At 58.7% G+C, this 23,363-nt stretch carries 20 protein-coding genes; 10 read left to right on the top strand and 10 right to left on the bottom strand.

Annotated elements, in window-relative coordinates:
- The first annotated feature begins 11 nt into the window (after positions 1-11).
- From FJU08_RS20595 to FJU08_RS20570, 6 genes are all read left to right on the top strand, one after another.
- Positions 12-1,574 carry a sugar ABC transporter ATP-binding protein gene (locus FJU08_RS20595; protein WP_181409962.1) on the top strand — a complete coding sequence of 521 codons (1,563 nt, stop codon included), beginning with the start codon at positions 12-14 and terminating at the stop codon, positions 1,572-1,574.
- Positions 1,567-2,505, top strand: a complete 939-nt coding sequence (locus FJU08_RS20590; protein WP_181409961.1) for an ABC transporter permease — start codon at positions 1,567-1,569, stop codon at positions 2,503-2,505. The genes FJU08_RS20595 and FJU08_RS20590 overlap by 8 nt, the downstream gene beginning before the upstream one ends.
- A 1-nt stretch (position 2,506) precedes the next feature.
- Entirely contained in the window at positions 2,507-3,460 is a 954-nt protein-coding gene (locus tag FJU08_RS20585) for an ABC transporter permease (RefSeq protein ID WP_141150936.1), read from the top strand.
- A 2-nt stretch (positions 3,461-3,462) separates the two neighbouring features.
- Positions 3,463-4,437 carry a phosphotriesterase family protein gene (locus FJU08_RS20580; RefSeq protein WP_141150935.1) on the top strand — a complete coding sequence of 325 codons (975 nt, stop codon included), beginning with the start codon at positions 3,463-3,465 and terminating at the stop codon, positions 4,435-4,437.
- A gap of 9 nt (positions 4,438-4,446) precedes the next feature.
- The gene (locus tag FJU08_RS20575) at positions 4,447-5,211 is read left to right on the top strand and encodes a creatininase family protein (protein WP_210245284.1); all 765 of its coding nucleotides are present in this window, start codon (positions 4,447-4,449) and stop codon (positions 5,209-5,211) included.
- A gap of 71 nt (positions 5,212-5,282) precedes the next feature.
- Positions 5,283-6,101, top strand: coding sequence for a GntR family transcriptional regulator (locus FJU08_RS20570; RefSeq protein ID WP_141150934.1), 819 nt, complete (start codon positions 5,283-5,285; stop codon positions 6,099-6,101).
- 22 nt (positions 6,102-6,123) lie between these two features.
- Here the strand turns inward: FJU08_RS20570 and FJU08_RS20565 are convergent, their stop codons facing one another.
- The 6 genes from FJU08_RS20565 to FJU08_RS20540 form a co-directional block, all read right to left on the bottom strand.
- On the bottom strand, positions 6,124-7,626 hold the full coding sequence (locus FJU08_RS20565; protein WP_181409960.1) for an FGGY-family carbohydrate kinase: 1,503 nt from the start codon (positions 7,624-7,626) through the stop codon (positions 6,124-6,126).
- A 315-nt stretch (positions 7,627-7,941) separates the two neighbouring features.
- A complete protein-coding gene (gene pglB, locus FJU08_RS20560) occupies positions 7,942-9,276 on the bottom strand; it encodes a polygalacturonase PglB (RefSeq protein ID WP_141150932.1) in 1,335 nt (444 codons plus the stop codon).
- Positions 9,277-9,355: 79 nt separating this feature from the next.
- Positions 9,356-11,293, bottom strand: a complete 1,938-nt coding sequence (locus FJU08_RS20555) for a beta-galactosidase (RefSeq protein WP_141150978.1) — start codon at positions 11,291-11,293, stop codon at positions 9,356-9,358.
- Between the two features lie 82 nt (positions 11,294-11,375).
- Positions 11,376-12,206, bottom strand: coding sequence for a carbohydrate ABC transporter permease (locus FJU08_RS20550; protein ID WP_141150931.1), 831 nt, complete (start codon positions 12,204-12,206; stop codon positions 11,376-11,378).
- On the bottom strand, positions 12,203-13,162 hold the full coding sequence (locus FJU08_RS20545) for a carbohydrate ABC transporter permease (protein WP_235890882.1): 960 nt from the start codon (positions 13,160-13,162) through the stop codon (positions 12,203-12,205). The genes FJU08_RS20550 and FJU08_RS20545 overlap by 4 nt, the downstream gene beginning before the upstream one ends.
- Positions 13,159-14,403 (bottom strand): extracellular solute-binding protein, encoded by a 1,245-nt coding sequence (locus FJU08_RS20540; protein ID WP_141150930.1) that lies wholly within the window; start codon positions 14,401-14,403, stop codon positions 13,159-13,161. The genes FJU08_RS20545 and FJU08_RS20540 overlap by 4 nt, the downstream gene beginning before the upstream one ends.
- A 574-nt stretch (positions 14,404-14,977) precedes the next feature.
- Between FJU08_RS20540 and FJU08_RS20535 the strand changes: the two genes are divergently transcribed.
- Both FJU08_RS20535 and FJU08_RS20530 read left to right on the top strand, forming a co-directional pair.
- The gene (locus FJU08_RS20535) at positions 14,978-15,958 is read left to right on the top strand and encodes an ROK family protein (protein ID WP_235890880.1); all 981 of its coding nucleotides are present in this window, start codon (positions 14,978-14,980) and stop codon (positions 15,956-15,958) included.
- Positions 15,959-15,995: 37 nt separating this feature from the next.
- Entirely contained in the window at positions 15,996-17,759 is a 1,764-nt protein-coding gene (locus FJU08_RS20530) for an amylo-alpha-1,6-glucosidase (protein WP_407943731.1), read from the top strand.
- Positions 17,760-17,856: 97 nt separating this feature from the next.
- Here the strand turns inward: FJU08_RS20530 and nagB are convergent, their stop codons facing one another.
- A complete protein-coding gene (nagB, locus tag FJU08_RS20525; RefSeq protein WP_141150929.1) occupies positions 17,857-18,588 on the bottom strand; it encodes a glucosamine-6-phosphate deaminase in 732 nt (243 codons plus the stop codon).
- A complete protein-coding gene (locus FJU08_RS20520; RefSeq protein ID WP_141150928.1) occupies positions 18,585-19,724 on the bottom strand; it encodes an ABC transporter ATP-binding protein in 1,140 nt (379 codons plus the stop codon). The genes nagB and FJU08_RS20520 overlap by 4 nt, the downstream gene beginning before the upstream one ends.
- Positions 19,725-20,257: 533 nt before the next feature.
- Between FJU08_RS20520 and FJU08_RS20515 the strand changes: the two genes are divergently transcribed.
- Together FJU08_RS20515 and FJU08_RS20510 are read left to right on the top strand one after the other, a co-directional pair.
- Positions 20,258-21,445 (top strand): ROK family transcriptional regulator, encoded by a 1,188-nt coding sequence (locus tag FJU08_RS20515; RefSeq protein WP_141150927.1) that lies wholly within the window; start codon positions 20,258-20,260, stop codon positions 21,443-21,445.
- A 133-nt stretch (positions 21,446-21,578) separates the two neighbouring features.
- On the top strand, positions 21,579-22,556 hold the full coding sequence (locus tag FJU08_RS20510) for a DMT family transporter (protein WP_235890878.1): 978 nt from the start codon (positions 21,579-21,581) through the stop codon (positions 22,554-22,556).
- Positions 22,557-22,662: 106 nt separating this feature from the next.
- Here the strand turns inward: FJU08_RS20510 and FJU08_RS20505 are convergent, their stop codons facing one another.
- Positions 22,663-22,947 carry a hypothetical protein gene (locus FJU08_RS20505; protein ID WP_141150926.1) on the bottom strand — a complete coding sequence of 95 codons (285 nt, stop codon included), beginning with the start codon at positions 22,945-22,947 and terminating at the stop codon, positions 22,663-22,665.
- A gap of 341 nt (positions 22,948-23,288) precedes the next feature.
- The coding region (locus FJU08_RS20495; RefSeq protein WP_141150973.1) for a BrnA antitoxin family protein at positions 23,289-23,363 on the bottom strand (75 nt) is incomplete at its 5' end.

Genomic DNA, 23,363 nt, shown 5'->3' with positions numbered 1-23,363 from the left:
AGAGAGAAATAGTGACAAACCAAACCTCAGCATATGTTCCCCCTCTGCTTGCGGTCTCGGGTCTGTCCAAGTCCTTTGGGCACAATACCGTTCTTCAGGATGTTTCTTTCTCGCTTGGACGGGGGGAAGTTCTGGCACTTGTCGGCGAAAATGGCGCCGGCAAGTCCACCCTGATGAATATCCTGTCCGGCAACCTTCGCTATGACAGCGGAGAAATTCGGCTGGCGGGCGAGGACTATCATCCGGCAAGTCCTGCCGAAGCGCAGAAGAAGGGCGTTACAATCGCCCATCAGGAAACGGCAATCATGCCGGACCTGACGGTTGCCGAGAATAGCTTCTTCCGCCGTGAGCCGCGCAATGCGCTTGGCATGATCAGGCAGAAGCAGCTGAATGCCGATTTTGCCGCACTTTCCTCTTCGCTCGGCTTCAGGCTCGACGGCAAGAGGCTGGGGCGACAGCTTAGCGCCGCCGAACGCCAGCTTGTCGAGATCGCTGGTGCCGTTTCTGCAAAGCCCGGCCTGCTGATTCTCGACGAGCCGACAGCCTCACTGTCATCCGAGGCGGCGAAGACCGTGCTTGGGCTGATGACGCAGCTGAAGGCGCAGGGGACGTCGGTCATCTTCATTTCCCATCGCATGGGCGAGATCATGGAGGCTGCCGATCGTGTCGTCGTGCTGAAGGATGGCGCGCTGACGCTTGCCGCCGCACGCGGCGAGTTTAACGAGAACGACCTTATCCAGGCGATGGTCGGCCGTACCCTTGAAAATATCTTCCCCGAGCGACCCGATGTCGGTGATGGGCCTGTCCGTTTCTCCGTGCGCGGCGGCACCAATGCAAACTTGCCCGAGATAGACTTTGATGTCCGGCGCGGCGAAGTGCTGGGCATTGCCGGTCTCGAAGGGCAGGGCCAGAAGCCCCTGGCCGACGCGCTTTGCGGCATTGCGCCATTCCGCTCCGGCACGGTTGAACTCGATGGCAAGGTGCTGAAGTTGAAGTCACCGGTCGCTGCCATCGGTTCCGGCATTGCCAGTATCTCCGATGACCGGAAGCATGAGGGGCTGTCACTGTCGCTGCCGATCCGCCTCAACATGAGTTTCTTTGCGATTACCGCGCGTTCACGCAGCGGTTTTCTGCCGCTCGGATACGAGCGTGAATTTGTCGAAGGCGCCCGCAAGCGGTTTTCGATCCGTTCGACCGATATGGAGCAGCCCGTCGGCGAGCTTTCCGGCGGCAACCAGCAGAAGGTCGTGTTCGCGCGCTGGCTGGCGCATGAGCCGAAGCTTCTCGTGCTCTACGAACCGACCAAGGGTGTCGATGTTCAGTCAAAGAGCGAAATCTACCACCTGGTCAATGAACTGTCGCGCAAGGGCGTGTCGGTGATCCTGATTTCCTCCGATCTGATGGAGCTGATCGGCCTCTCCGACCGCATTCTCGCGCTTTACGAAGGCCGCATCACCGGTGAAATCGCCCGCCCCGAATTTTCCGAGGAAAAGATCATGCGCTATGCGGCAGGCCTTCCATCCAAGGTGCCGAGCGCCGGAGATGTCGAAAACGAAGGGGAACCCCATGTTTGAAGGTTCTCTTCGCTCCAACCTGCTTTTGAGCCTTCCGGCCCTGGCGCTGTCGGTTCTGCTGATCGCCATAACCGGCTTGCTTTCGCCGAACTTCTTCAGCGATTCCAATCTGACCAACCTTTCTGTCCGGCTGCTGCCGCTCGGTCTGGTGGCGTTGGGTGAGGCACTGGTTCTGTTTGCCGGGCGTATCGATCTTTCCGTTGGTTCGATCATGAGTCTTGCGACCGCGATCATGGCGCTGACCTCCGATACGCTGGGCTGGCTTGCCGTTCCGCTCGCTCTTGGCGCTGGTCTCGTCTGTGGCATTTTCACCGCCAGCGGCGTCAATGTCCTGAAGATCAATCCGCTGGTCATGACGCTTGCGACGGCAGCGATCGTCAAGGGCATCACCATGCTGATCCTGCCATCGCCGGGCGGAGAGGTGGACTATGCCTTTTACGAAGCGCTGTTCGGTGCTGAGCGCCTGCTCTCCGCACCGCTATTGATTTCGCTTGCGGTCTTTATCGTCATCGTGATCGTGATGAACTGGTCCCGGCTCGGGCGGTCAATCTACGCCTTCGGCTCAGATCCGCGCGCAGCGTTTGCCAATGGCATTTCGGCACTGCGGATTGATCTCGTCGTCTTCGGACTGTCGGGCGTCCTGGCCGCCGCCGCCGGGATCGTTCTGTCGATCCGCATCCTTTCAGGTGATCCTCTGATCGGTGAGCCCTACACGCTTGATGCCGTTTCGGCGGCGATCCTCGGTGGCGTCGCGCTGCAGGGCGGTCGCGGCAATGCCGTCGGGGTTTTCTTCGCTGCGCTCGCACTCGTGCTGATCAACAACATGTTCAACCTGCTCGATATCGACACCAGTCTGCAGAACATCGCCAAGGGCCTGATCTTCATCGTGGCGCTGGTGTTCTTCATGCGCGGCAAGGCGGAGGAAAGCTGATATGGCTGTGCCTGCAATATTTTCCAACGCAAAGCCTGCCGGGGCGACCTGGCGCGCGCTGGCACTTCTCGTCATTCTGCTTGTTGTCCTGTTCGTCTTTTCCGGGCGCGTATCCTTGGTTCAGGTCATGGACAATGCCCGTCAGGCAGCGCCCCTCGGGCTGATCGCTCTTGGTCAGGCGCTGATCTTGATGATGGGGCGGCTTGACCTTTCGGTCGGTGCGACAGCGGGACTTGCCAATGTTGTTCTGGCGGCAAGCTTTGCCGGCAATCTGGACAATATGGCCGCAGCGCTGGCGATCACCATCTTCTTCGGCCTGCTGGTCGGTCTTGCCAATGGCGTGCTGGTCGTGGTGCTGCGCATTCCGGCCTTTCTGGCGACACTTGCGACCTCGCTGGTCCTGTCCGGTGCCATTCTCGTTTACACCGGCGGCAGCCCCAAAGGGTCCATTCCGGCTGGGTTCCGCGTGATCTCCGAAGGCTGGCTCTTCGGTATCCTGCCCTGGTCGGTGGTCATCTGGATCATCGCCAGCCTGATCTTGCTCGTCTTCGTGCATTTCTCGCTGGCGGGGCGGAAGATGCTGCTTTCCGGTGCCAATGCCCGTTCGGCAAAGCGTAACGGCATTGCCGCCGATCGCATGGTGATCTTCTCCTTTGTCCTGGCAAGCTTCATGGCGACACTGGGCGGCATCATGCTGTCGTCAATCACCGGCATGGCCTCCATCGGTATTGCCGACACCTACACGGTGGATTCAATTGCTGCTGCGGTTATCGGCGGGGCACTCTTCACCGGTGGCGTGTTTCTGCCGCTTGGCGCCGCGGCCGGCAGCCTCATCCTCTTCTTTCTCCAGAGCCTGCTCTACGTCCTGTCGCTGCCGACCGCGGCGCGCTTCGTCCTTCAGGGCTCGATCATCATTCTCGCGCTTGCGCTTTCAAACTTCAAAAAGGACCGCTGAATATGGAATTCATTCGGACACTCAATGGCGATATCGCACCGGAAGAACTCGGCGTCACCTACGCGCATGATCATCTCTTCTGCATTCCGCCGCTCTGGCAGGAGAAGAAGATCGACGACTTCATGATCGATGACGTGGAAGCCTCGATCAAGGATGTCGAGCTTTTCGTCGCCGAGGGCGGGCAGGCCGTCTACGATGCGACGGCGATCGATTATGGCCGCAAGCCGGCACAGCTGAAGGAAATTTCCGACCGCACGGGGATCAAGATCATCGCCACCGCCGGCTTCAACAAGGCCGTCATGTGGCCTGGCCAGATGGAAGGGACGGGCGGGACCTTCCAGCAGTGGATCGACAGCCATTCACGTGCCGAAATTCGCGATCATGTCGTTGCCGAACTGACTGTCGGCATGGATGGCACGGATCTCAAGGGTGGCGTCGCCAAGTTCGGGACCGGCTACAACACGATTTCAGCAGCCGAAGACAAGGTCACCCGCGCCGTTCTCGATGCCCACAAGGAAACCGGCTGCCCGCTGCATTCGCATACCGAACTCGGCACGCTGATCCTTGAACAGCTGGCCATCCTCAAGGAAGAAGGCGTTGATCCGACGCGGTTGACCATGGCCCATGTCGACCGCAACCCGGACCACTGGGTGCATCTGAAAGCGGCCGAAACCGGCCTGTTTATGTGCTTCGATGGTATCAGCCGGATCAAATATCACCCTGAAAGCATTCTCATCGACTGCATCCTCAACCTCGTGCGCCATGGCCATGAAGATCAGATCGTTGTCGGCGGTGATATCGCGCGTCGCACCATGTACCGCAATTACGGCGAGGGCGGTCTCGGCCTCGGCTACATTCTCGGCAGCTGGGCACCGCGCTTCATGGAGCAGGCAGGAGATGCAGGCTTCGATGGCAAGGCGCTGTTCGAGAAATTCTTCGTCAAAAACCCGCAGCGTGCCTTTGTTTTCAAGCAGTGAGTATATCCTTTGGACTATGATAAAACCGATATCTCGCGCCTGAACGACAGCGAAATGGAAGCAGCACTGGCAGAGACGCCAGTGCTCATCCTGCCGATCGGCGCGGTGGAAAGCCATGGCGATCACCTGCCTGCAGGCACCGACAACATTCTGGCGACAAGGCTTGCCGAGGCGCTTGCAAGGGTGATCGGCGGTGAAACGCCGGTTCTGCGGCTGCCGGTGCTGCCCTTCGGACAGGTCTGGTCGCTGGCTGAGGCGCCGTGCTCGTTCGGCATCAGCAACGAGACTGTCAGCAACACGATTGTCGAGATTGCCTTGAGCGCCGCGCAGAAGGGCATTCGCTCCATCGTCGTTGTCAATGCGCATCTCGGCAATGCGATTGCCATTCGTGATGCGCAAAGGCGGCTGCGGGACGAGGGGATCACGCTTGCCAACTTCTTCTATCCCGGTTCCGGCTCGGTGATTGAAGAGGTTCGCGAGAAGAAGGAAGCCCATCCCTCCTACATGCATGCCTGTGAAATCGAGACGTCTTACGTGCTGCATCTTGCACCGGAGGTCGTCGATATGGACAAGGCGATTGAAAACTATCCGGAATTTCCGGAGGACTTCTCAACGGTGGCCTATCGCTGGACCGATTTCTCGAAGAGCCCGGTTCTGGGTGATGCTCGCGCTGCAACAGCGGAAAAGGGAGAAAAAATTCTCAACGCTGTGCTGGCCAATATGGCAAAGCAGATAGCCGTCCTTTATGCTAGGCAGTTCAACAGCAATTCCTGAGGGGCGGGGACGCCGGTTTTCTCCGGAACTTGCGCTTAACGTAAAGAACGAATTGTTGTCAGGAGCGTCTCTTGCGCGCAGATGCCCCCGTGGCGAAAGATCATCGCCCGGTCTATATCCAGATTGCTGAAACACTGAGAGCCCGGATTGTCTCGGGCTTTTACGACGACAAGATCGATGGCGAACTGAAACTTGCCGCGCAATGGCAGGTCAGTCGCCGGACGATCCAGCAGGCCCTGGAAATCCTGGTGCGCGAGGGGCTGCTCGTGCGCCAGCATGGCATGGGAACCTTCATCAATCGCAAGGGTGTCGAAAAGCGCTATCACGCGATCGCATCGATCACAGAAAGCCTTGTCGGGCAGGGGCTGAGGCCTGACTATACGGTTCTCGCAAGCGGCGAGGTGCCGGCCGGTGAAGCCGAGCAGCGTTTCTTCGGTATTGCTGAAGGGACGATGATCTACTGCCACAAGCGACTGGCGGTGTCCGATGGCAAGCCGCTTGCCGTCGTCTCCACAAGCCTCAATCTCGCGGTTCTGGAAGGCCTTGAGCTGTCCGCGCTTTCAGGCTCGCTCTACAAGGTTCTGCGGGAAAGGTTCGGCCGCACCGTGGTCGTTGCCGATGACAAATACATGCCCGTTGCCGCCGATGCGGAGGTTGCCGCACTGCTGGAACTGGATGCGGGGGCCCCGGTTTTCCTGGCTATTCGGGAAGGGCGGGACCAAACGGGTGCTCCACTCGAAGTCTCGCGCATTGTCATGCTGCCCGTGCCGCTCGATATCTCCATCCGCAATGTCGGCTTTGCCGCGGCTGAACCGGATAACCGCAGCGCTGCGGCAAAGGAATGGACCTATATGGTCGGTTTCGGCGATTTCAGATCAGACGGAAAATAGCAATTTTCGCCCTGTTTCGCTGTTAGTCAGCCACAGCCCTCAATATGCCGAGGGCGGCTTTGCTGCCTGCCTTGAACCGGGCAAAGCCAGCATCATAGGCGGGCTTGGTCGCTGATGAGGGCTCAAACCGGGCTTTCAGCGTGAAGGTCGCTTCGCAGGCCTCATCCAGAGAGGCGTAATCACCGATGGCAACGGCGGCGCACAGTGCTGCGCCCTTGGCACCGAACTGCGTTCCCGCCGGCACTTCGACCGGCACGCCTGTGACATCGGCAATCATCTGCGACCAGAATGGGCTGCGCGCGCCGCCGCCGACAAGGCGAATGGAGGTCCTGGCGCCGCCGACGGCTTCAAAACAGTCGCGGATCGCATAGGCCAGCCCTTCATAGACGGCGCGGACCATATCGGCGCGCCGGTGATGGGGGGCAAGACCATGGAAACCCGCCCGGGCCTTCGGCTCGATGCGCGGCGCGATGACGCCGGAAGCCGAGAGATAGGGGGTGAACGAGACACCATTGGCGCCTGCGGGGCTTTGTTCTGCAAGTGCGCCAAGGGTTTCATAAGGGGAATGGCCAGCGGCGATGTCCGGGCAAAGCGTTTCAAGACACCAGTCGAGCACGGTCGTACCCGCGACATTGACCATCGACTTCATCCAGCGCTTTCCCGGCACGATGAACAGAAGGCCGAGGTCGCGCGGTTTATAAACGGCCCGGTCGAAAAGCACGCCGTTGAGACAGGTGGTGCCGAGCACGGAAACGGCCTGTCCCGGCCTGTGGGCTCCGGCCCCCAGAACGCAGGCGCTGGTATCGCCCGTGCCGATGGCAACAGGCGTGCCGGCGACAAGGCCGGTCTGACTGGCTGCAGACGCACTTACCGCGCCGGCAAGCGTCTCGCCGCGTGCCACGGGGGCAAGCAGGTGGACATGGTCCCCAATGCCGAGAAGTGCGGCCTGGTCAGGATGAAAATCCCGCGTAACGGCCGAGCCCGGCGCCATGGCCGCTTCGGATTCATCGGTGGCAATCGCGCCGGTCAGCCGGTAGCGGACAAAGTCCTTGGCCGTCAGGATATGGCGGGCCTTTGCGAGCACATCGGGCTCGTTTTCGGCAAGCCAGGCGATCACCGGCAAGGTGCAGCCAAGCTGCATCACCGAACCGGAATGGCTGAAGACGGAAGAAATCAGGTCCGGTCTGCGACTGACCATCGCATCGACCAAAGCCTGAGCGCGGGCGTCGTTCCACAGGATCGGCGGACGCAGCAGCCGGTCGGTTTCATCCAGCGCCCAGACACCGACCATGACGCCGGTAACGCCGATGCCCCTGATGGAGGCCGGTGCAATGGCCGCTTGCTGCAGCAGGCTGCGGATAACCCTGACGGTTGTCTCCCAGGTCGCCTCGCCGTCGAGTTCCGACCAGCCGAGTGGCGCTTGCAGCAGCGACATGCGCTCGCTCGCTTCAGCCTGCTGATGCCCCTGTGCGTCAAAGAGTGCCGCCTTGATGACGGATGTGCCGATGTCGATTCCAAGATACATGTCCGCCACTATGACTTGTCCATATATGTAGTCAAGTGTTGTCATCTCAGCATGGACCGAATTTTGCATTTGAACCGAAAGTGTTAGTTTTCATGCGGAAGTGAGTCGGTTAAAGCGCCGTGCATCCATTGGTATGCGCAAAGCACGATGCTGTAGGTCCTCCAAGACTGCGAATGCGCGTTGAGCAATGTGAAGCGTTGCTCATCGCGTTGAGTGACGGGGGCAGCTTCGGCCTCCGGAATGGCGGCCTGACGCTAGCACATCCCTTCTTTTGGTCTCCTGCAAGGAAGGATCACGGCATTCGAACAAAGGCCGTCAGGACCAAATGGTTTGAGCATCCTCAATGACGATTTCCTGCGCGTTCCAGCCTTCCGGCAAAACACTGGGACGCAGGAAGGAGACGTCCTCCAGGCTGAGGTCAGGAGCGCGCGAGACATAGAGCGCAGGCATGCCGCCGGGATAGGCCACGAGGCCAATCACATTGCCGGCTTCATCCTTGACATAGGCATTGGCCCTTCCGTCAGCCGTCGCCGCAGGGGCCAGATCAAACCGCGTCGGGCGCATGTCGTAACTGATCCCTTTGTATGTGCCCTGACGCTGTTCGATCCTGATGCGTGAGAGCCGCAGATTGTGAATGCCTGCCGCGCCATCGGCGACAATGTTGATGGCGCCTTCCATCGTGCCTTCGATATCTTCGAAAACGGCATTTTCGATCGCGCCAGCCGGTTCCGAAGCACGCCGGTCGACGACATTGACCGTGATCGCCTCGCCCGATCCCCAATAGCCGTCAGGGGTCTGTCGGGCATCAACGCGGATCCGCCGGGCGATGAAATTGCGCACCGCGCCGCCGTCGCGCGAAAAAATGCCGATCGCCCGGTTGGAATTTTCGATCACGCAATCGCTGAAAATGATGTTTTCAAAATCGCCACGGCTTTCCGTGCCGATCTTCAGCGCACAGCTGAAGCTTTCGACATGGCAGTTCTCGACAAGGATATCCCGGCAGATCCCGGCCGCCGAGCCATCGGCCAGACGGCTGGTCTTGAGTACGACCCCATCATCTGCCGTGGCGATGTGACAATTGACGACCCGGACATTCTGGCAGGCATCAATGACCACGCCGTCCGTATTCGGCATTTCCCGGTCGTTATCGACCGTCACGCCGTCAATCTTTACATTGCGGCTGGCGATCATGTGGAGCGTCCACATTGGCGAATTGTGAACCGTCAGCCCTTCAAGGGTAATATTCTCACAGTTTTGAATAACGAGCACACGTGGACGATATCTGGCCGGAATATGCGTTCCCATACCGTCCGCCCGACCGGCGATGAAGTTTTTTCCGGGCGCTTCGATCCGTCCCTGCCCGCCAATGCGGATATCTGACACATGCTGGGCCATCATCAACGAAACAAAGGAATCTTCCGCGATCACATCGGTGCGATTGCCGCTATAGGCATCGATATCCGGTGAAAACCGTAAAACAGCGCCCGCCGCAAGCTCAAGATCGAGCCCTGAGCGCAGCACCAATGCGCCGCAGTCGTGAACGCCTTCCGTCAGAACCAGCTGCGCGCCCTGTGCGGCCGCATGATCCAGTGCCTCTTGCAAGGATAAGGTGTCGCCGCCCGGCGCCCTGGTTATTTTCGTTTTTGTCATCCGTTGAATTCCATCTTCCGGCAACAGCCGGTTCTTGCCACGCATATCGCGTGGACATCAAAACATGAAAGCTCCGCCGTCAGGAGGTGCGCCAGCAGGCACAGTCCCAAGCCGCGATCTTCTGATCTCCGAGCAGCATCCGGCTCTGTTCCACCGGCGCATTCCATGGCTCCGGGCCATAATTGAAGGCAAAGACCAGATCGCCGCGCCGGCGGATGCGCACATGCTCCGGCAGGTCCATCGTCGCAATACCGGCCTTGCCGAAGCAATAGCGATAAAGACTTTCGAGGAGGCCGGCCTCCGGCCAGCAGGCGAGATAGTGGAGATGGCCTTCGGCCACCAGCGCTGCGGTTCCATCGGAAAACCTCGCCAGCGGCTCCAGCTTCGTCTCCAGCCATTCCCGCCAGTGACTGGCGGTACCGCGCACAGCGCCGTCAACGCTGGCTTCAAGGCCCGGTCTCATAGACGCAACCTCGCTCACCTTGACCGGCAAGACGGCCTGGATCAGTTCTCCCGGCGGAAGCCCGGAGGGGATGGCAAAGTCATCGGTCTTGGAACCGCTGCGCGGTCCGAGAATGACAAGGCCCGTGGCCTGCTGCAATGCCTCAGAAGTGGCCTCATCGATGATCGGCAGGCATGGGGCAAGCACGACAGAATAGCCGTCAAGCGCCGTTCCGGGGGCAATGATGTCGACATCGACGCCCAGCCGCCGCGCCGCCTCGTACCAGCGGAGCGTCAGCATCCGGTAATCAAAATCCTGCCCCTGAGGCTGAAACTGCGTCACCCAGGCAGCGCGATAATCGAAGATCATGGCGACCGGCGCCTGCCTTGTCGGCGGCAAGGGGCCAAGCGTCTTCAACTCGGCGGCGACACGGGCGGCCTCAAGGCCGCCAGCGGAGACCACGTCGTCCGGGCGCATCAGGCCGGCATGCATCTGCTCCTGAGCCTGCGGTAGCTGGCGCCAGCGGAAATAGACAACCGCCTCGGCACCATGTGCATAGGCCTCCAGCGTCCAGAGCCGTACCATGCCGCGCTCGGGAACGGAATTCCAGCGCGCCCAGTTTACCGGGCCTGGCTGCTGTTCCATGATCCAGAACCGGCCATTGCCGACGCTGCGGTACAGATCATGCTGCATGCCAGAAACATCCGGATGGCCGGTATTGGCCCAGCGCTGCTTTTCATCGTCGCCAAACGGCAGGCTGTCGACCCGCCCGAGAGGATAGGAATCCCAGCTCGCCAGATCCATGGCCTGCCCCATTTCGAAATGATCGAATGTATGGGAAAAGCCCATGAAATTATGGGTTACGAAATGACAGGGCGCAGCGGCGCGGATGATCTGCGCACAATCGCGGAAATAGGCATTGAAGAGGTCCGAGCGGCAGCGCATGAAGTCGATTTCAGCCGCTGGATTGATATCGCAGACGGTTCTGACCGGCAGTTCCACCTGATCGAAACCTTGCAGTCGCATCGACCAGAAATGATTGCCCCAGGCCGCATTCAGCGCCTCGATTTTGCCGTAGCGCTGTTGAAGCCAGCGCTGGAAGTCGGCGCGGTCAAGCGGTCCCCAGGAAAAGATCGTGTCGTCACAACCGAATTCATTATCGATCTGCCAGCCGATCACGCCCTCCGCCGCCCCGTAACGCTGCGCAAGCGCACGGGTAATACGCTCGCTTGCGGCAATGAAGGCGGGCGCTGCCAGGGTGTAGTGACGGCGCGAGCCGAAGCGGCGCGGATTGCCATCTCGGTCGATCGGCAGAATTTCCGGATGAAGATCGATCAGCCAGCGCGGCGGCGCAGCCGTCGGCGTTCCCAGCACGATCTTGAGCCCTTCGCTGCGAAGCGTGGCGATCGCGCGATCCAGCCATTCAAAGGCAAAGACGCCCGGCGCGGTTTCCAGGTCAGCCCAGGCGAACTCGGCAATCCGAACGACCTCGATCCCCATCTCACGCATTTTGCGGGCATCACCGGCCCACATGCTTTCAGGCCAGTGTTCGGGATAGTAGCAGGTTCCGAGCAAGGCAGGTTCCAATCTCAATCGCTTTGAATGGGATAATAGAGGCAGGCGATCCGGCGCGCGCAGCGGCCGGATCTTAAGCAGATTATTCCTTGGTTGCGCCGGCCAGGAGGCCGTTCATGAAGAAGCGCTGCGCACCGAGGAAGATCACCAGCGTCGGAATGGCCGAGAGAACCGACATGGCGAGAAGACGCGGCCAGTTGATATCCCACTGGCCCACATTGTTGGCGAGCGCCAGCTGCACCGTCCATTTTGACTGATCCGTGATGATCAGATAGGGCCAGAGATAGTCATTCCAGCGCCAGACGAAATTAAACGCCGCGAGTGCGGCCAATGCCGGAACCGACAGCGGCACGATGATCCGGAACAGAATCCGCCACTCCGAAGTACCGTCGATCCGCGCCGCTTCAAGCAGGCTGTCGGGGATCGAACGAATATACTGGCGCATGATGAACACACCACTCGGTGTTGCCGCGGGCGCAAGGATACAGCCCCAGAGCGTGTTCAGAAGATGCAGCTCCTTCAGGATGATGAAGATCGGGATCAGAATGATCTGCAGCGGGATCATCAGCGCCGACATGATCAGGAGAAACAGCACTGTTTCACCGCGAAAGCGGAACTTTGCCAGCGCATAGCCGGCCATGAGGCTGATGACCACCGAGATCGCCGCCGACACAGTCGCGACAAAAAACGAATTGCGGAAAAATATCCCGAAGCCTGCCTGATCAATAGCCTCCTGAAAGTTCACCAGCGTAGCCGGTGAAGGCAGGATCTGCGGTGGCCAGGCAAAGATATCGTAGGGATCCTTCAGGGCACTGGCCAAAAGCCACAGCGGCGGACCGATGAAGAGAATGAAAACCAGCGCCAGAACCGGCAGGCGGGCAATACGCCAGACTTTGGATTTTGCCGTTCTCATGTGCGCTCCTTGCTCAGTCTCAGCTGCGTACCAGTCAACACCAGAAGGATGACAAACAGGACAGCAGATTCCGCAGCGGCAATACCGGCCTGGTTTGCCTTGGTGAAGGCGGTTTCATAGATGGTCTGGATCAGATAGACGGTTGAACGCCCCGGTCCACCGCCCGTAAGCGAGACCACGAGTTCGTAAACCTTGAATGCCTCGACCGATGACAGAATAATCACCAGCGAAAGCGTCGGCTTCAGAAGCGGCAACGTAATGCGCCAGAACATGCGCCATTCCGACGTACCATCGACACGCGCGGCCTCATAGAGGTCTTCTGAAATCGTCGTCAGCCCGGTGATGAACAGCATCATATAGAAGCCGGCGCCGGCCCAGACCCAGACGATGACGACGGCGAACTGCGCCATCAAGCCATTGTTGAGCCATGGAACGGGTGCGATATTGATCAGAGAAAGCAGATAGTTCACCAGACCGGAATTCAGCCCGAACAGCCACTTCCAGACAACACCGATAATCAGAAGACTGATCATCGAGGGGAAGAAGGCAATTGCGCGCATTGCACTGGATCCGAGAAAACGCGGCTTCAGCAGCAATGCAAGTGCCAAAGAGCAGGCGGTAACCAGTGGCACGGCCACGACGACAAAGCCGACCGTCTTGGCCATGGTCGAATAAAACTCGGGATCCTGAAAAATGGTGGCGAAATTGTCGAGTCCGACGAATTTCGGCCAGGTCGCGGGGGAACGGTCCACCACGACAATACCGCGCTTGAACAGGGACATCCACAAGCCCTGAAGCAGCGGATAGACGCTGAAGATCAAGAGAAGAATCAACGTCGGCGCCAGAAGAAGATAGGGAAAGACCCGCTTCGTCAAAGGCGTGTTCCGGGTTGGTGTCGGGGAAATCCCCGGCACCATAAGACCTTCCTCGGTCTTTTCTGTTTCGATGACGCTCACTTTGCCTGTTCCGCTAGCGATTCATTGGCAGCCTTGATGATCTGATCGATCGCATCGCTGGGCGTAATCTCGCCCGTCGTTGCCTGCAGAAGAGCATTTTTCATCGGTCCCCAGACATATTGCATCGCAGGGTTGGCCTGATCGGTCGCGGCATAGGTCGGGCTTTCGGCCAGTTCGTGCTTGAAGCGATCCTGGGCGTCGGAAGCGGCCTTGTTGCCGTAGTCGACCGGCGGCACGTTGAGGTTGGCCGGGATCACCATCATTGCCTTGGCATATTTGGACTGAGCGTCAGGATCCGTGGTCATCCACTTGATGAAATCCGCCACTTCATCAGCATGCTTGGTCGTGTTGAAGCCAACAATATAGTCGCCACCGATCATGCTGGACTTGACCGTGCCGTAAGGCGTCGGACCGGCAATCCAGTCAACGCGGTCCTGCTGCGACAATGGCGCGACGTTCCAGTTGCCCGACATCCAGGCAACGGCCTGTCCCGACATGAAGATCTGTTTCGGGTTGTCAGAGCTTGACCCGGACCACAGACCCGGAGGCATGTCATTATTGGCCATGTCAATGAACTTCTGCAGCACATCCGTCGCCTTGTCGTGATCGAAGACAACCTTGTAGGGCGGCTGTTCCGAATAGATGTGATTGCCATATTCAAATTCGTAGGTCAGCCAGCGGCTCTGCGACACATCATAGACCAGCGGATAGCGAATATGGGCCTGCTTGGCGACTTCGTTGATTTTGGTCAGGAACTCATCCCAGGTCCAGCCTGTTGCCAGATCCGGAATTGCCACACCGGCCTTGTCGAAAGCGCCCTTGTTGATCAGCATGCCTGTTGCAGACACCGAAAGCGGCGCGGCAATGGCCTTGCCCTCAAACCGCGCGCCATCGGCCCATCCCTTGATGAAATTGTCGAGATAATCATCGCCATAGGCTGCCGACAGGTCCATCAGGTAGGGACGCAGGAACGGCCGCATTGATGAGGTTTTGGAAATGTCGGGAAGTTCACCCGCAGCGGCCAGCTGGGCAAAGCGGCTGTCAATATCGTCATAGGGGACGATCTGCAGGTTGAAAGTGGTGTCGGGATGCATCTTGGTATAATCAGCCAGCATCTCTTTAATGAGCGGCTCTTCATCCGTGGCACTCATATACCACATCAATTTGAGCTCGGACGCATGAGCAGCAGTTGCTGCCAGCATAGCGGCGGCCATCAAAGGGCCAAAATAGCGTTTTCTCATGAATTACTTTCCTTCTCTGGACCAGGTTTTGGTTATTATTGGGAGTGGCGCCACACCATGTGACGCATTTTCAGCCATCTCCGTCGCCGCAGGCGGACAAGCTGCGCGAACCGGCGCGTGAACGCGCTTGCGTGCAGGCCCGATCAACAAAGGCGCACGCATCATGCAGACATATCGGCAAAAAGCCTTCCACACGTACAGCCAGTTCATCCATTACATGCGACCTCGTCATCGGTCGGGTGCTCCGGTTAGAAGATTGCTCCATTTGTTCGGCAACCTGACGAAGTATGGTGCGACGTGGAAGATTTTGTCAAGCGGCGAAACAAAAATTCACGCTCTCTTGTCGATCAACTGTTGCAACAGCCCGGAAGCCATGCACCGCACCTCCATTGTCGCTCCTGTCAAAAATCTTCAATATTCGAATTAGTTCTATATATTTCATATATTTAGATGAGGTATATCAATACGCCTCGATCTCTCTACCATGAAGCTGGCTGACTGCGGATCGCTTGACAGGCCGAAATTGGCTGCATAATAATTCGTCAACATAACGAACAAAATAAGGGAATACCGCGTGTCTCTTGAAAGCCTCACCGACAACAGCCATTCAGCAGCAGACGTGGCAACCCAGCCAACAAAAGCTGCGCGCGGCCCTTTTGTCGCTGGCGTTGACCTGGGTGGAACCAAGCTCCTTGCGGGTATCGCCGACAGCACTGGCCGGTTGATGGTCCGTCGCTCGGAGCCGACCCTTCACGGAGGCAATGGCCGCGTTATCCAGCAGATAGCCACACTTGTCTGCCAGTTGATGTCGGAATGCGGCGTTGCCGATGATGCTCTTAGCCAACTTGTCATTGGCGTTCCGGGCGTTGTTTCGCCGCAAACGGGACTGGCTTCTCTCTCTCCCAACCTTGCCTTGCCCCAAGACCAGCCGCTCGCAACCCTTGTCCGTGCAGAGCTCAACGCCCCGGTTGCCGTTGAAAATGACGTCAACCTTTCTGCCTTTGGCGAAGCAAAGGCGGGTGTTGGAAAAGATCTGGAATCGCTAGCCTTTGTTTCCTTCGGAACCGGCGTCGGAATGGGGCTGGTCATTGACGGAAAGCTGATACGCGGCGCAGAAGGCCGCGCCGGTGAAATCGGCTATGTTCCGGTGGGGGCCGAACCGCATCGCGATGCCCCCCATTCAGAAAACGGTCTCTATGAAGATGCGGTCGGCACGGCCGGTATCAAACGGCGCTTCCTGAAGCCGGACGAAACGGTAGCTGACCTGTTTGCGCGGGCTGAGGCTGGCGACGCGCCAAGCCAAGCCGCGATCGCGGCCATTGCCGCTGATGCAGCGACAGGCATCGCATCCATACATGCGCTGGTCGATCCCGCGGTCACCGTCATTGGTGGGGGGATCGGCTCGCACCCGCGATTCATATCTTACCTCATCAAGAGTGTTGGCCCGCTGCTGCCTTTCCCCTGCCGGATTGAGCCCAGTCTCTTTGGTGCCGAGGCAGGCCTCATGGGAGCATTGATGTTTGCCGCCAAGCTGTCGAACGAAAATCAGAATTAAGGCCGGAAGGCAAAATTGCCGCGGAAGGAGTCTCATCATGCCCAATTCCACAAAGGCCATGGCCTGGCCGCTTAGTGACGGCCAGGTTGCCAGCAGCAAGGGCCTCCAGCTCGCCTTCATGGCGCCCCGCATTCAGGGTGATTTCTATCCCGAGGGCCGGCTTGAAATCTCGCTTTGGGGCTGCGGCCGGATCGCCAACCTGTTTACCAGCCCCCTTAAGGGCGAACTCACCTATGCCCCAAACCGGGTCACCGGCAAAGGCTGCGGCCTTTACATTGCCCAGAGCCAGCCAGCGCTGCTCTTGCGCGGTATTCAGCTCAAATCCATGCGACCGGCGAGACGATGCGCATGGTGGGGAAGCCTGACAGAGCCGGAAAAAATCGCCCGCGAAGGCAAAAGTCGCAAAATCGCCCGGACGCCCTGGGGACTTGTCATTGCCGAAACCCGTCCCAATGGCGATATCATCATTGCTGCAGGCGCAAGCCCGGCAGAGGCCGAACGCGGCCTTACACTTTCCGCTGCCGATATCATCAGCGAATGTGAAGCCCACATTGCGCGTTGCGACCTTCTTCCCGCAGCCCCCGCGCTGATGCGCTCAATGGCCATTCAAAGCGCCCACGCCTCACTGTCCTCAATCCGCAAGGCCGAGGATGGCAGCTTTCTGGGCCTGGCGGCAGGCCATGCCTACAGCGCACCGACACGCACCTATTACCGCGATGGCTACTGGACCCTTCAGGCTCTCCTCCATCTCGAACCCGATGCCGTTCGCGACGAAATAACGCTCATGGCAAAAGGCTTCCAGAGCGATGGCGAAGCACCGAGCGGTGTCATCCTTACCGGCCCCGAACAGGGAAAGGAATGGGAAAAGTTCCGCAGCAAGGATCCCGTTTACAGTGCAGAGCATTTGCGGCCGACAGACTGGTGGAGCGATCATTTTGACAGCCCGCTTTTCTTCATCCTGACGATTGGAGACTATGTGCGTGTGACGGGTGATGATGCCCCGCTGAAGCAGCACTGGCCGATGATCAAAACCATCTATGAGCGCTATTGCGGCTTCGATCTTAAGGGCAACGGTCTGCCGGTCAAACCGCACCATCATGACCGCGACTGGGCCGACAACGTCTATCGACACGGCTACGTGTCCTATGACATCGGGCTGTGGATCGGCGCACTCGACGTGATTGCCAGAACCGGCGACACCATCGATCCGGATCTGGCTTCAAGGGCAAAGAGAACGGCCGTAACGGCCCGGGCTGCCCTTGATGACGCACTGCTGCTGCCGTCCGGCTGGTATGCTGACTATGGCATGAAGGACGACTTCGTCGAAGATCATCTGACACTCGACAGCCTGACCTTGCTGCGGTTCGAAGCCATATCAAAAGAGCGGGCAAGAACGGTTCTCGCCAAGGTCGAGGAGCTTCTGGAAACCCGCAACAACGACGCCCAGCCTTATGGCGACTGGGGTGTGATGTGCGCATGGCCTCCCTTCAAGCGTCCCGCCGACACGCGATCAAAATCGGCATTTGCCTATCGCTATCACAACGGCTCCGACTGGCCTTATCTCTCGGGGCTCTACGCCGAACAGCGCTTGCAATACGGGCTGGACGGCTGGGATTACCCGATGTTGCGCTGGTGGCAAACCTCGCTCGAAGAGGGCTGGATCGGCTCGGTTGAATATTTCTCCCCTCCCTTTGGCCGCGGTTCGCTGCTCCAGGGCTGGACCGGCATGCATGCCGCCGCAATTCTTGAATATCGCGACCGGATCGAAGCAGCCCTTGCGAAGGGTAGGGTGGCCAGCTGATCGCTGGCCAGTCTTGCCGCAGACTGAAACGCCACCGGCTGTCTCCTGGCCGATGGCGTTTTATATTCTCCTGGAAATCGCTGGTTCAGTCCAACCCTCAGGCTGCCCTGTCATAATGGGCAGCCGCCGAATCGAGATACCAGATCGCATCTCCATGCTCATTGAGGGCGGACGCGGGACAGTCGATCGAAAATCCCGGCCTGAAAGCGCTGGAAACGGCATCCGCCTTGGCGGCACCTGTCGCCAGGACAACGATCTGCCGGGCACGCAGAATAGTGCCGATGCCCATCGTAATTGCCATTTCAGGAACGCGCGCGCCAGCAAAGAAGCCGCTATTGGCCGACAGTGTCGATTCATGCAACCTGACCGGACGCGTGAGGCTGTCGAGCGCCGAGCCCGGCTCGTTGAAACCGATATGGCCATTGCGGCCGATCCCGAGCAACTGAAGATCGATACCGCCTGCCGCACGCATGGCTTTCTCATAGGTTGCCGCCGCAGCGACTTCGTCATCCGCCATGCCATCCGGGACGTATGTATTGGCCTTGGCGATGTCGACATGATCGAACAGGAGCGCGTTCATGGTTGACCGATAGGAGCCGGGATGTTCGGGCGGCAAGCCGATATATTCATCGAGATTGAAGCTTTTCACCCGGGAAAAACTGACGGCGCCGTCGCGATAGGCCTTGATAAGCTCGGCATAAACCGGCTCCATCGTTGCGCCTGTCGCCAGACCGAGAACAGTATCGGGCTTGCGATTGACGCGTTCGATGATAGCACTGGCTGTCGCGACGGCTGCCGCCGCCGCCGTTTCAAGTGTTACCCGTCTCATTGTGCGGCGCCGCTATTGAAGAAATTCGGCTCCTTGTTCTTGCGGAAGGCCAGCTCTGTCTCGGCATCGAAGACATGCATGCGTTCGGGCTCAACACCGAAGGTCAGAACATCGCCTTCGCCTGCCGGAACGTGATCAGGCAAATGAAGGACGGTATCCGCCTCATTGCCCTGAATGCGGCCAAACAGATAGGTCTCCGTACCAACGCTTTCGGTGTAGGACACTTCGAAGGAAACAAGCTTGTGCCGGCTGGATGCGGGGTCGACGACATGGAAGTGATTGGGTCTGACGCCAAGCGTTGCCGTCTGGCCCGGTCTTGCAGAAGAACCCTCGACCGGCGCGCAGACCACGCCAAAGCCGGGAACGTCCAGGGTCACGCTTTGCGTCGTTGCCTCAAGGATCTTGCCGTCATAGAAATTCATCTTTGGCGAACCGATAAAGCCTGCCACAAACTTGTTGACCGGATGGTTGAACAATTCGAGCGGCGCTCCGAACTGTTCGAGCACCCCACCATGGAGAACCGCGATACGATCTGCCATGGTCATGGCTTCGATCTGATCATGGGTCACATAAATCATCGTCGCACCGAGGCGCTTGTGCAGCCGGCTGATTTCACCGCGGGTCTGGACCCTGAGCGCTGCGTCAAGGTTTGACAGCGGCTCGTCGAACAGGAAGACCTTGGGATCGCGCACGATCGCCCGACCAATGGCGACACGCTGGCGCTGACCGCCGGAAAGCGCTTTCGGACGACGCTCAAGCAGGTTCTCAATCTCCAGCATGCGGGCGGCATCGGCAACACGCGTAGCAATATCTCCCTTCGACATTGGACCGTTCTCAAGGCCAAAGGAGAGGTTCTGCCGAACCGTCATATGCGGATAAAGGGCATAGGACTGGAACACCATGGCAATGCCGCGCTCACCGGGCGGCAGAGCCGTAACATCCTGTCCGCCAATGTGGACGGCACCCGCGCTGGTCTCTTCAAGACCCGCGATGATCCGCAGCAGCGTCGACTTGCCGCAACCCGAAGGCCCTACCAGAACAACAAATTCGCCGTCTTTGACGTCCAGCTCGACGCCGTGGATGACGCGCGTGTGGCCATAATCCTTGACCACTTTGTTGAGGTTGAGCTCTGCCATTATTCGCCCTCTTCTGTTCCTGGCGAAAGGCCAGACCATGGTTATCATTAGCGAGCCCGCAATTTGCAAGCTTTCCTATAGTTCGTCAAGGTGCCGAACCTAAAAACCCGTTCCGGTTTGCAATTCATGCTCCGAAGCGGCGAGCGATCAGCCAAGATGCGCGCGTGCTTTACGCATTTCCACATGTCTCTTTCACGCCAGATAAGGTCTGACCATGCGTCGCATAGGCAAAACCGAGGTCTGAAATGGCGTGGTTCAGTCCATCTGGAATTCACGTCAAGGTACAAAAATGCAAGGAAAACCATCGTGATATGGCAGCAACAACCAGATCCTCCGACCGCGCAGGCCCTTTGATACAGCACTGCACTGACCGATCAAAGCTGAAAGGTCGATCAATTTTAGGGTATCTTATTAGTTCGTCAGGCAGTCGAACACTAGCCATCTGCCACAAACTGTGACAGAATTGCCCGCAAGATTATCTTGTGTCGCCCAAAGGCTGCACCGCCATCATCTAGAAAAGCCAGATCAGCAGAATGCAGACGCACGCTACGCCCCCGCCCGTTCTCCGTCAAATCTCCGTACGCGCGGCGATGGAGGTTCTCCTGAAAGAGGGCCCGACATCAAGAGCTGCACTGGCAAAGAAGACGGGTCTTTCCAAACAGACCATGTCAGAGGTTATCCGTGCGCTTGAGGAAAGTGGCTGGGTCCGGGTCAATGGCATGATCTCAGGCAAAGTCGGACGAAGTGCGGTCACTTATGAAGTCGCAGAAGATGGCGGCTATGCCATCGGCATCGATCTCGGAGCGACGACGCTGCGCATCGCCATTGTTTCCGTCACCGGCACAATCATTGAAGAGGGTGAGTTTGCCGTTGGCGGCAAGGCTGGTGCGGACCTCGTCAACCATCTGAATGCCTGTGTCTCGAAGGTGGTCTCGGCTTCAGCCGTCCCGCTCGAAAAGCTGTTTCTGGGCACCGTTGCCACCCCCGGCGTGATCGAGCCGGAAACCGGCGCGCTTTTGATGGCGCCGAACATGCCGGGCACTGACAGTATCAACCTGATTGAGGAGCTGTCCCAGGCGATCGGTTGCCCCGTCATCATCGAAAACGACGTCAATGCAGCCGTGCTGGGAGAGAGTTGGAAGGGTGTCAACGCCGGTATTTCCAACGCCGCCTTCATAATGCTGGGCACAGGTATCGGTCTTGGCATGCTGATTGACGGCAAGCTGATCAAGGGTGCACGCGGTGCTGCTGGCGAAATCTCCTATTTGCCCTTCGGGTCGGACCCCTACAGCAATGACAGCCTGGATCGCGGCGCTCTGGAAACGGCTATCAGTGCCGCCGGTCTGATGAGCCGCTATCGCGCTGCTGGCGGCCAGCAGCTTAATGTCCGGGATGTTTTTGCAGAAGCAGAAGCCGGCCACACGGCAGCACGTGACACCATTCGCCAAACTGCCCGCCTTGCAGCCTTGCTTATCCTTTCGGTCGACGCGATGATTGATCCGCAAACGATCTTTCTTGGCGGCAATGTCGGCCGGCACCCGCTGCTTTTCGGCATGATCGAAGAAGAGCTGCCCCGTTTGACGCGCCGCCGGATCAAGCTTGAAGTGAGCACGCTCGGCTCACGGGCGACCGTCGTCGGCGCCGTTGCGATCGCGCTCAACCAGATGCACAATTCGCTGTTTTCGCCAAAGGATTTTCCGACAAAGATGCAGTTGCCCTGAACGGCTTATCGCAGCCTCTCCGGCCTGACATCCAAAACGCCAGCTTCGTCTGTCCGTGCCCACGCCTCTCATCCCCTGCCTGGCGTGGCCGCTTCCGCCTCGACCATTATTTCAGAAAACGGAGTGCGCCATCATGCATTCTGCAAAACACGGCATGGCAGCAGGCCATGCGTCCCAAGACAATATCGTAATCAAAGGCATTCTTCTGGGGTTTGCAGCCTGTACCGCATTCTCCTTCAGCGATGCCAGCGTCAAGGCCCTGCATGGTGCGGTCGCTCCCTATGAAACTGCATTTTTCGGTGGGGTCTTTGCGCTTTTCGCTCTGCCTTTCCTGATGCAGAAAGGCGATCGCTGGGTCGATATTCTGCGCACTACGAACCGTCCGTTGTGGATGTTGCGGTTCAGCGCCTATCCACTCGGTGTGATCGGCAGCGTCACAGCCTTTACCCATCTTTCCATGGCTGAAGCCTTTGCGCTGATCTTCCTGCAACCGGCATTCGTCACCATCATGTCGATCCTGTTTCTGAAGGAAGCTGTTGGCATCCGCCGCTGGGCGGCTGTGATCATCGGCTTCATCGGCGTGCTGATTGTGCTGCGCCCCGGCTTCCGCGAATTATCGATCGGTCACTTCGGTGCGCTCTTTGCCGGCCTTGGCGGTGCAATTTCGGTGGTGACATATCGCGCCGCCGACGCCGCCGAAAAGAAGATTTCGCTCTTCGGCGCCGGCATTCTCGGTGCTGTCATCGTCTGCGGCACGCTGATGCTGTTCACATTTGAAATGCCGACGCGAACGGAGTGGCTCTGGCTGGCAGGCTATGGGTTGATGGCAGCGGCCGCCAATGTCCTGCTGATGCAGGCCGCCTTCTACGCGCCTGCGGCCTATATCGCTTCAACCCAATATAGCCAGATGCTCTGGGCCGTGCTGTTCGGCTACCTTTTCTTCGGCGACACAATGGACACTCCGATGCTGGTCGGTATCCTCCTGATCATCGCGGCAGGCCTCATGACGATTGCGCGCGAAGCCAGGCATGGCAGCCCCGCTTCCCCTTCATTGCCAGAAGGGCTCCGTTGCGAAAATTCGATTGATGGCCGAAAGACACGCGGAATGTGATGTTACATTCAGTGATGGCAGCTTGGCGGGGCACTGGGGACAGGGTGGCCGAGGAGAATGCCCCAACCGGCGATCAGTTACAAACGCCACATTTTCCCTCCCGAAGTCATCTGGGCCTGGGTGGTATGTTGCCTATGGGCCGGACATGCAATTCGATGTCACGGGGAACGCCGCCTTCGCCATTGATGATGATGAGATCCTTGGGGCAAGCGGAAACGGCGAAATAGCAGTCCATTTCGGCGCGGAGGCGAACATACTGGCCGGGTCCGGTCGTGCTCGGCATGTCTTTCATGTTGTTGCCATTTTCCCGGAAAACCTGCGTATCCGTTGCGATTGCGACCTTCCAGCTGTCGCGTTCATAGGTCTGGGAGAACTGAAATCCGGCCCGCATGGAGTGGCCCTGATGCGGCATCCGGTTGCGGGTCTTGGCCAGCCCACAGCCGCAGCATCGGCTCGTTCATCATGCCGGTCGCCTCGCCCAGCAGCCAGTGCCGCCACCAGCGCATGCATTCCTGCAGGAAGCCGATCTGCGGGCCGGGCCGGCCCCAGGTCGGATACATATGGGGCCACGGGCCGATCAGGCCCTAGCGGGGCACATCCAGGTTTTCCATCAGCCGCAGAATAAGATCGGAATAGCCGTCGACCCAGCCGCACCATGACTTCAAGCATTCCGGTTTCGCTTCTGAACGGGGGTTCAGGACTTGCAATGGGCCGGACCCCGCAGCGCAGCTGTTACCCCAGCCCAGCCGCCTTTCGCAAATCATCATTCAGCCGCGACTGCCAGCCCTTGCCCGTGGCTTTGTAGTG

This window comes from Martelella alba, assembly GCF_006516955.1.
In the GTDB taxonomy this organism is placed as follows: Bacteria; Pseudomonadota; Alphaproteobacteria; order Rhizobiales; family Rhizobiaceae; genus Martelella; species Martelella alba.
Note: the sequence above shows the minus strand (reverse complement) of the source record. Positions and strands in the feature narration are given on the sequence as shown.

Bases quoted from the DNA above. Each gene is read 5' to 3' on its own strand.
- FJU08_RS20590 (WP_181409961.1), top strand. From the start codon at position 1,567: ATGTTTGAAGGTTCTCTTCGCTCCAACCTGCTTTTGAGCCTTCCGGCC.
- FJU08_RS20585 (WP_141150936.1), top strand. From the start codon at position 2,507: ATGGCTGTGCCTGCAATATTTTCCAACGCAAAGCCTGCCGGGGCGACC.
- FJU08_RS20580 (WP_141150935.1), top strand. From the start codon at position 3,463: ATGGAATTCATTCGGACACTCAATGGCGATATCGCACCGGAAGAACTC.
- FJU08_RS20565 (WP_181409960.1), bottom strand. From the start codon at position 7,626: ATGTATCTTGGAATCGACATCGGCACATCCGTCATCAAGGCGGCACTC.
- pglB (WP_141150932.1), bottom strand. From the start codon at position 9,276: ATGACAAAAACGAAAATAACCAGGGCGCCGGGCGGCGACACCTTATCC.
- FJU08_RS20550 (WP_141150931.1), bottom strand. From the start codon at position 12,206: ATGAGAACGGCAAAATCCAAAGTCTGGCGTATTGCCCGCCTGCCGGTT.
- FJU08_RS20540 (WP_141150930.1), bottom strand. From the start codon at position 14,403: ATGAGAAAACGCTATTTTGGCCCTTTGATGGCCGCCGCTATGCTGGCA.
- FJU08_RS20530 (WP_407943731.1), top strand. From the start codon at position 15,996: ATGCCCAATTCCACAAAGGCCATGGCCTGGCCGCTTAGTGACGGCCAG.
- nagB (WP_141150929.1), bottom strand. From the start codon at position 18,588: ATGAGACGGGTAACACTTGAAACGGCGGCGGCGGCAGCCGTCGCGACA.
- FJU08_RS20520 (WP_141150928.1), bottom strand. From the start codon at position 19,724: ATGGCAGAGCTCAACCTCAACAAAGTGGTCAAGGATTATGGCCACACG.
- FJU08_RS20515 (WP_141150927.1), top strand. From the start codon at position 20,258: ATGCAGACGCACGCTACGCCCCCGCCCGTTCTCCGTCAAATCTCCGTA.
- FJU08_RS20510 (WP_235890878.1), top strand. From the start codon at position 21,579: ATGCATTCTGCAAAACACGGCATGGCAGCAGGCCATGCGTCCCAAGAC.
- FJU08_RS20505 (WP_141150926.1), bottom strand. From the start codon at position 22,947: ATGCGGGCCGGATTTCAGTTCTCCCAGACCTATGAACGCGACAGCTGG.